The organism is Humibacter sp. (assembly GCF_051954055.1).
Classification (GTDB): domain Bacteria; phylum Actinomycetota; class Actinomycetes; order Actinomycetales; family Microbacteriaceae; genus Humibacter.
The window spans coordinates 1-7,917 of the sequence record NZ_JBQCIE010000062.1 but is presented as its reverse complement, the minus strand read 5'-3'; the positions used below and the strand labels follow the sequence as shown (position 1 = coordinate 7,917).

The window sequence follows — 7,917 nt, the reverse complement described above, 5'->3', positions numbered from 1 at the left end:
CCTCGTCGGTGACCGTGACGGCGTGCGAGGTCACCCGTCGGGGCCCGGGTGTAGCCCCACCCCCACCCCAAAAGAGAACCCAAAACGCATAGCACTGGTGAGGGGGGGTGATTTTATGCACAACCCCCGCACAACCTGGGGGCCCCTTTATTGGGGGGGTGTGGTTTTTACATCACTTCCTTCCTCATCGTTTGTGCGTGTTGTGTTTTTTTCGGGGGTGGGCCGGTGCCCCACCGCCCCCCCCGACGGGTGACCTCGCACGCCGTCACGGTCACCGACGAGGACGGCCGCTTGCTCTGCACCGCACGCATCACGAATCTCATCGTCGACGCCTAGCGATCACGACGCGTCCCACTCGAAGAAGCCACGGCCCGTCTTGCGGCCGAGCTCACCGGCGGCCACCTTGTCGCGCAGGAGCTGCGGTGGCTCGAACCTGGCGCCGAGCCGAACGTGAAGGTACTCGGCGATGCCGAGCCGCACATCCAGCCCGACGATGTCGGTGAGGCGAAGCGGGCCGACCGGATACCGGTAGCCCAGCTCCATCGCCCGGTCGATGTCCTCGGCGCTGGCCACGCCCTCCTCGAGCATCCGGATCGCCTCCAGCCCGAGCGCGACGCCCAGCCTGCTGGAGGCGAAGCCCGGCGCATCCGCCACGGTCACTGCGGTCTTGCCGATCGCGGCGACCCAGGCCTGCGCCGCGTGCAGCGTCTCGTCGGACGTCGCGGCGCCGCGCACGACTTCGACGAGCTTCGACGCCGGAACGGGGTTGAAGAAGTGCAGACCGAGGAACCGCTCGGGGTCCGGCAGGCTTGCGGCGAGGTCGTCGATCGAGATCGACGACGTGTTGCTCGCGATGACGGCGCCCGGCGCAGAGCGGGCGATCCGCCCCAGCGAGTGGACCTTGAGCTCGAACTGCTCGGGCACCGCCTCGATCACGAGCCCGCACTCCGCAAACGCCTCGTCGGTCGTGCCCACCGATAGCCGTTCGCTCAACGCCTCGACGCTCTCGTCCGTCGTTCCGCGCTCGACGCTGGCCCGCACGGCCCGCAGCACCCGAGCGCATGCCGCCTCGCACTGCTCGTCGTCGCGCTCGACCACGTGCACGAGGCATCCGGAGACGAGGAAGGCGTGCGCGATGCCGGCGCCCATGGTTCCGCCGCCCAGCACGCCAACCGCCCGCGGCAGGGTCGCCGTCATCGTGCAGCCCCGTCCGTCGCGGCCTTGCGCTGTCTGCGTTCCAGGAACTCGGTCATCCGTCTGTGCTTCTCCGGCGACTCGAAGAGCACGGCCTGCTCGCGCAGCTCGGCATCGGGATGCTCGTCTGCCGCCGCTGCGAACACCGCCTTCGTCGCGATCGTGGCCGCGGCATCCATCGACGCTATGCGATCGGCCAGCCGGTGCGCCGCCGCGAACAATTCGGACGGCTCGACGACCTCGCCGAGCAGGCCGGCACGCAGCGACTCCTCGGCGTCGAGTCGACGGCCGGCCAGCAGCACCTGCTTCGCGAGCGGCTCGCCGACGAGTTCACGGAGTCGCCAGGTCGCGCCCGCCGCCGCGATGATTCCGAGGCTGGTCTCGGGGTTGCCGAACACGGTGCGCGGTGTGCCGATGCGGAAATCCGCTGCATACGCCAGCTCCGCCCCTCCGCCGAGCGCCCAGCCGTCGACCGCTGCGATCACCGGCATCGGCAGCCGGGCGATGCGCATGAAGAGCCGCGTATTGATGCCGGCGAGGGCATCCTGCGCGGTGCGCTTGCGCAGCTCCGCGATGTCCGCCCCCGAAGCGAACACACCGTCGCCGCCAGCCAGGATGAGGATGCGCGGCTCGACTTCCAGCTCGGCGCACACCTCGTGCAACTCGTCGACCATGCGCTGGTCGATCGCGTTGCGGGTCTGCGGCCGGTCGAGCGTGACCACGATGCGGTCGTCGCCGCGCTCGATGCGCGTAGTCCGAGCGTCGGTCATCCGCTCCCGCCCTTCATCGCGCCAGAACTGCCACAGCCAGGTCTGCACGGCCGCCTTTAGTTACCGACCGTTCGGACAGTAATTCTCGCAGAGCGGCCCGGCCCGGTCAAACGCCGCCGCGGCACAAGCGCACGGCTCGACATGACATCCGCCCCAAAACATGCCAAGCCGACCTGCTCTCGGCAGGAGAGCGTGATCTGTCCTGTTGACGGCGGTGGCCGGTCTGGAACCGGGCGGTGGCCTGGCTGGAACCCGTCCGGTGGCCTGGCCGCCACGGTGCCTTGCGGAACCGGCGGACGGACCTCGAGCCGACGGCGTATCAGCGGGTGTAGTTCGGCGCCTCGACGACCATCTGGATGTCGTGCGGATGCGACTCCTTCAGGCCGGCCGGCGTGATGCGCACGAACCTGCCGCGCTCCTTGAGCTCCGGGATGGTGCGGGCGCCGACGTAGAACATCGACTGCCGAAGGCCCCCGGTGAGCTGGTAAGCGACCGAGGCGAGCGGCCCGCGGTAGGCGACCCGGCCCTCGATGCCCTCGGGGATCAGCTGGTCGTCGCTGGGGACGTCCGCCTGGAAGTAGCGGTCGCGCGAGTACGACGTCTTCTTGCCCCGCGTCTGCAGCGCGCCGAGGGAGCCCATGCCGCGGTAGTTCTTGTACTGCTTGCCGTTGACGAACACGAGATCGCCAGGGCTCTCGTCGCATCCGGCCAGCAGCGAACCGAGCATGACGGTGTCGGCACCGGCGACGAGCGCCTTCGCGATGTCGCCGGAGTACTGGAGGCCGCCGTCCGCGATGACCGGCACGCCAGCGGGGCGCGCGGCAAGGGATGCCTCGTACACGGCCGTGATCTGCGGAACGCCCACGCCGGCGACGACTCGGGTGGTGCAGATGGAGCCTGGGCCGACGCCGACCTTGATCGCGTCGGCACCGGCATCCACCAGTGCCTGCGCGCCCGTGCGCGTGGCGACGTTGCCGCCGATCACCTCCACGTGCGCCGAGCGCGGGTCGCGCTTGAGGCGGTGGATGATCTCCAGCACGCCCTTGCTGTCGCCGTTGGCGGTGTCGACCACGATCACGTCGACGCCCGCGTCGACCAGGGCCATCGCCCGGTCCCAGGCGTCGCCGAAGAAGCCGATCGCCGCACCGACGCGCAGCCGCCCCTCGGAATCCTTCGTCGCGTTCGGATACTTCTCGCTCTTGTCGAAGTCCTTGACGGTGATGAGCCCGCGCAGCTTGCCGTCGGCATCCACCAACGGAAGCTTCTCGATCTTGTGCTGCGCGAAGATCGCGATCGCCGAGTCGGGGTCGATTCCGACCGGAGCGGTGATCAGCGGCATCTTCGTCATGACGTCGCGCACGAGGGTCGACGCCTTCTCGAACGGGGAGACGAAGCGCATGTCGCGGTTGGTGACGATGCCGACGAGCGTGCCGTCGCCCTCGACGACGGGCAGGCCCGAGACGCGGTACTGGCCGCACAGGGCATCCACTTCTTCGACCGTCGCGTCGGGCGTGGTCGTCACCGGGTTGCTCACCATGCCGGACTCGCTGCGCTTCACCTTGTCGACGAATGCCGCCTGGTCCTGGATGGAGAGGTTGCGGTGCAGCACACCGAGACCGCCCTGCCTGGCCATCGCGACGGCCATGCGCGACTCGGTCACGGTGTCCATGGCACTGGAGAGCAGAGGGGTGGCCACGCTGATGCGCTTGGTCAGGCGCGAGGACGTATCGGCCTCACTCGGAATCACATCCGTGTGCCCCGGCAGGAGCATCACGTCGTCGTACGTCAGTCCCATGAATCCGAACGGGTCCGCCTGGTCCATCTCTCCCCTGTTCTCGTCGTCTGCTCGTCGAGTCGTGCTCGTCACATCCGGCTCGCATGGAGGTAGCCACGGACTTCGCTGGAGGGTCCTGAGCGCGGATGTTCCATGTTAACGCCGCGCGCAGGCGCAGCATTCCGGATGCCTGTGGCCGGTTCCACGCACCTGTGCGGCCGCTCAGGTCGATCGATCTGCGGCCGGACTCACGCGGGAACCGGTACCCCGACTCCCGGGCTCGGACGCAGCGCGGCGGCCAGCTTGCGTACGCCGGAACGGATGCGCCGGCCGGTGCGCTTGAACCAGTCGTCGTCGTCCTTGTCGCGGTTCAGAACGAGCACGACGACCCGCATCGCTGCGATCGCCAGCCAGAGCGCCGCGAAGAACGTGTCTCCCTGCATCACGTCGAGCACGGCGATGGCCACCGAGATCAGGGCGACCAGGAACGCGAGCACCATGTAGCGGCTGCGCCACACGTACCGTTCCCGCGAACCGCGCACGGCGCGCCGGTAGAGAGCGAGCGCATACGACTCGGCGAAGCTCGTACCGAGTGCAGCGCTGACGAGCAGCAGCGCGCCGATCGACATGCATCCACTATGCGCTCTACGCCCGACGATCGGCCCAGAATCCTGCTGCGGCCGGCCCTACTCGGGGAGCGGGTCGGTCGGCGCCGCTTCCGTCGCGGCCGCACGTCGCGTCGCATCCGCTGCCGCCGCCCGTCGATCGCGTCGCACGGCCAGCACCATGTCGACCGTGAGCACGACGAGCGCGACCCAGACCAGCGCGAACCCGATCCAGCGCTCCAGCGACATCGCCTCGTGCAGGAGCACGACGCCCACGATGAGCTGCAGGATCGGCGTGAAGTACTGGATGAACCCCATCACGATGAGCGGGAGCCTGCGCGACGCCGCCGCGAAGAACAGCAACGGCACCGCCGTGATCACGCCGACGCCGACGACGCCGACGGCGTGCAGCACACTCACGTGTCCGAAAGTGATGCCCGTCGTCACGCCGACGACGATGAGCTGCACGATGGCGACCGGCGTGAGCCACGCGGTCTCGAGCGTGAGCCCGCTGAGGGCATCCACGTTGCGTCCGACCTGCTTCTTGACCAGGCCGTACAGGCCGAACGAGAACGCCAGGAGGAGCGCGATCCACGGCAGCCGGCCGTATCCGACGGTGAGCACGACGACGGCGACGACCGAGATGCCGATGGCGATCCACTGCGTGATCCGCAGGTGCTCGCGCAGCACGATCACACCGAGCAGAACGGTGACGATCGGGTTGATGAAGTAGCCGAGGGATGCCTCGACCACCTGCCCCGACGTCGTCGCGTACACGTACGTCTGCCAGTTCACGTAGATGAGCGCACCGGCCGCGCCCATGATGAGCACGATGCGCGGACGTCTCAGGATGGCCGCGAACGCCCGCCACGCCCGCGTGACGACGATCGCGATCGCACAGAACACGAGAGAGAACACGACGCGCCAGGCCACGATCTCGAACGGACCGGTCGGCGCGAGCGCGATGAAGTAGATGGGGAGGAATCCCCAGATGAAGTACGCGGAGACGGCGTAAACGATGCCGCGTCCCGGTCGGGATGGTGCGGTCACTGCTGCGGGCGGTGCGGGGTCGTTCCCCGCGGATTCGGACACCGCACAATCGTAGGTCGAGCGTCCGACCATCACGCCTCACCGGAGGTCAGACGCAGAAGGGGCCCGGATGCCAGGCATCCAGACCCCTTCGAAACCCTGCGGAGCTACCGCAATGGCGTGAGCGTCAGCGCTCGATGACGGCCAGCACGTCGCGAGCCGACAGCACCAGGAACTCGTCGCCGCCGAACTTCACCTCGGTTCCGCCGTACTTGGAGTAGAGCACCTTGTCGCCGACGTTGACGTCGAGCGGGACGCGGTTGCCGTTGTCGTCGATACGGCCGGGTCCGACGGCGATGACCTCGCCCTCCTGCGGCTTCTCCTTGGCGGTGTCCGGGATGACCAGGCCGGACGCAGTGGTCTGCTCAGCCTCGACCTGCTTGATAACGATGCGATCCTCGAGCGGCTTGATGGAGACCGACACGGTTGACCTCTTTCTGTACTTTGTACTGAAGACGTAGTTAGCACACTGACAGTGAGAGTGCTAATGAGCAGTGTAGGCGCAGGGTTGGCACTCGTGCAACGTGAGTGCAAGCAGCGGACGCCCGTCTCCGTCCTGCGAGCGGCTCACGACCGATCGCCGAGCGACCGGAAGGCGCGGTCGACGTACGCGACGGGCTCGCTCGCCTCGCCCGGGTGGATCTCGAGCACCTCGGCGAGCACGAGCACCGATGACCCGACGGGCGTCGCCTGGAGGATGCGGCACCGCAGGGCAACGCGCGCGTCCGGCAGATGCGGCTCGCCGGTGGGCAGCGCAGACCAGCCCTGCTCCGGGGTGAAGCGCTCCGTGCCGGAGTGCGCGAACACCTCAGCCAGCCCGATGTGCTGCGCGTCGAGCAGATGCACCAGGTGCGTGGGAGCCGACAGGATGCCCCCGGCACTGCCGGTCGCACGCGTCACCGAGAACGCGAGGGCCGGCGGATCGGCGCTCACGGATGCGACGCTCGAGGCGGTGAGCCCGACGGGGCCTTCCGGGGTGAGGGCGGTGATGAGGGCGATGCCCGCGGGATGCAGGCGGAAGGCATCCTTGAACGCTTCGGGCGTCGCCTGGGTCGGTGTGGCTGTGATGAGGGGTTCTGTTGCTGTCATCCGTGGGATTCGCGTCTTCGGGTTCTGGGGCTGAGACTTCCGCGTCAGGGGCGGAGGGAGGCGCGGGCATCCTCGGGCGGTTGCCCAGAGTGGCGCTCGATGCAACGCCCGTGCCGCCCTCCGCACCTCGAGCCTAGGACCTCAACCATTGTTGAGGTCAATTCGATCGCGAACACCGACGCACCCGCGGGTCGCTCTCGTCGAAGTGAGACTACGTGTATGCGTCGAGACCTGGTGCCATGCGCCCAGTGTCAGCGCATACACGTAGTCTCGGTGAGGATGTCGGCGGCGGGGCGGTGCAGCCGGTACAGCCCTCGCCGCGAGCGCAGCCGCGATAGGTTGTCGCAGTGGAACGCGCGGAACTGGTCGAACTGTTGAGCCCCGAGGGGCTGCGCCTGCTCGACTCGCTGCCGCCGTACGAAAGCGCGGCAGACGTGGTGCGCATGGTGAGCGCGCTGCGCAGCCAAGGGCATCCGCCCGGCCTGGTGGCGACCGTGCTCACGCAGTCCAAGCTGCGCGGCAAGGCCGCCGCGAAGTTCGGCCCGTTCGCCTCGCGCATGCTGTTCACCGAAGCCGGGCTCGAGCAGGCGACGCGTCTGCAGGTGGCCGCGCACCACGCGGCACGGTTCGACCGCGCCGGCCTCACTCGGGTGGCGGATCTCGGCTGCGGCATCGGCGGCGACGCGATGGCCATGGCTGCGCTCGACCTCGAGGTCATGGCCGTCGACGCCGACGAGGTGACCGCGGCCATCGCGTCCTTCAACCTCGCCCCGTTCCCCACGGCCGTGGTCGAGCAGAAGCGTGCGGAGGACGTCGACCTGCGCGGGATCGACGGAGTCTTCCTCGACCCCGCCCGACGTACCGCCGGCCACACCCAGACCGAGCGTCTGACCGATCCGGACGACTACACGCCGTCGCTCGGCTTCGCCTACGAGCTGGCCACCGGCCGGTCGGTCGGTCTCAAGCTCGGACCCGGGTTCGACCGCGACCTGATCCCGTCCACCGCGGAGGCGCAATGGGTCTCGGTCGACGGCCAGGTGGTCGAACTCGGCCTGTGGTTCGGCGCGTTGGCCCGGCCCGGCATCCACCGGGCGGCGCTCGTGCTCCGCGGGGACGCGGCGGACGAGCTCACGGCCGACGCCGACAGCGAGGACGTGGAGGCCGGTCCGCTCGGCGAGTACCTCTACGAGCCGGACGGCGCAGTGATCAGTGCCCGCCTGATCGGCGACCTCGCTCGCAGCATCGACGGGTGGATGCTGTCCGAGCAGATCGCGTACATCACCGCCGACGTGCCGGTGGCGACGCCCTTCGCCGCCGGTTTCCGCATCCTGGAGACGCTGCCCTACGCCGAGAAGGACCTCAAGAAGGCACTGCGCCAGCGCGGCGTCGGCACGCT

General features: G+C 68.8%; 8 protein-coding genes. 1 reads left to right on the top strand and 7 read right to left on the bottom strand.

Annotation, left to right across the window (positions count from 1 at the left end):
* Window positions 1-339: 339 nt before the first annotated feature.
* The 7 genes from ACTHNC_RS07780 to ACTHNC_RS07750 all read right to left on the bottom strand — a co-directional run bounded on the left by ACTHNC_RS07780 (window position 340) and on the right by ACTHNC_RS07750 (window position 6,521).
* On the bottom strand, window positions 340-1,197 hold the full coding sequence (locus tag ACTHNC_RS07780; protein WP_440294026.1) for a 3-hydroxyacyl-CoA dehydrogenase family protein: 858 nt from the start codon (window positions 1,195-1,197) through the stop codon (window positions 340-342).
* Window positions 1,194-1,964 carry an enoyl-CoA hydratase/isomerase family protein gene (locus tag ACTHNC_RS07775; protein ID WP_440294028.1) on the bottom strand — a complete coding sequence of 257 codons (771 nt, stop codon included), beginning with the start codon at window positions 1,962-1,964 and terminating at the stop codon, window positions 1,194-1,196. The genes ACTHNC_RS07780 and ACTHNC_RS07775 overlap by 4 nt, the downstream gene beginning before the upstream one ends.
* A 319-nt stretch (window positions 1,965-2,283) precedes the next feature.
* Window positions 2,284-3,786: an IMP dehydrogenase gene (gene guaB, locus ACTHNC_RS07770; protein ID WP_440294027.1), complete on the bottom strand. Its 1,503-nt coding sequence runs from the start codon at window positions 3,784-3,786 to the stop codon at window positions 2,284-2,286.
* 200 nt (window positions 3,787-3,986) lie between these two features.
* Window positions 3,987-4,367, bottom strand: coding sequence for a hypothetical protein (locus ACTHNC_RS07765; RefSeq protein ID WP_440294025.1), 381 nt, complete (start codon window positions 4,365-4,367; stop codon window positions 3,987-3,989).
* Between the two features lie 57 nt (window positions 4,368-4,424).
* Window positions 4,425-5,435 carry an EamA family transporter RarD gene (gene rarD / locus ACTHNC_RS07760; RefSeq protein ID WP_440294024.1) on the bottom strand — a complete coding sequence of 337 codons (1,011 nt, stop codon included), beginning with the start codon at window positions 5,433-5,435 and terminating at the stop codon, window positions 4,425-4,427.
* A 124-nt stretch (window positions 5,436-5,559) separates the two neighbouring features.
* Entirely contained in the window at window positions 5,560-5,856 is a 297-nt protein-coding gene (gene groES, locus ACTHNC_RS07755; protein WP_170024899.1) for a co-chaperone GroES, read from the bottom strand.
* 143 nt (window positions 5,857-5,999) lie between these two features.
* Window positions 6,000-6,521, bottom strand: coding sequence for a flavin reductase family protein (locus ACTHNC_RS07750; RefSeq protein ID WP_440294023.1), 522 nt, complete (start codon window positions 6,519-6,521; stop codon window positions 6,000-6,002).
* Between the two features lie 347 nt (window positions 6,522-6,868).
* Here ACTHNC_RS07750 and ACTHNC_RS07745 point away from each other — a divergent pair.
* A partial coding sequence (locus ACTHNC_RS07745; protein WP_440294022.1) for an SAM-dependent methyltransferase occupies window positions 6,869-7,917 on the top strand: 1,049 nt, incomplete at its 3' end.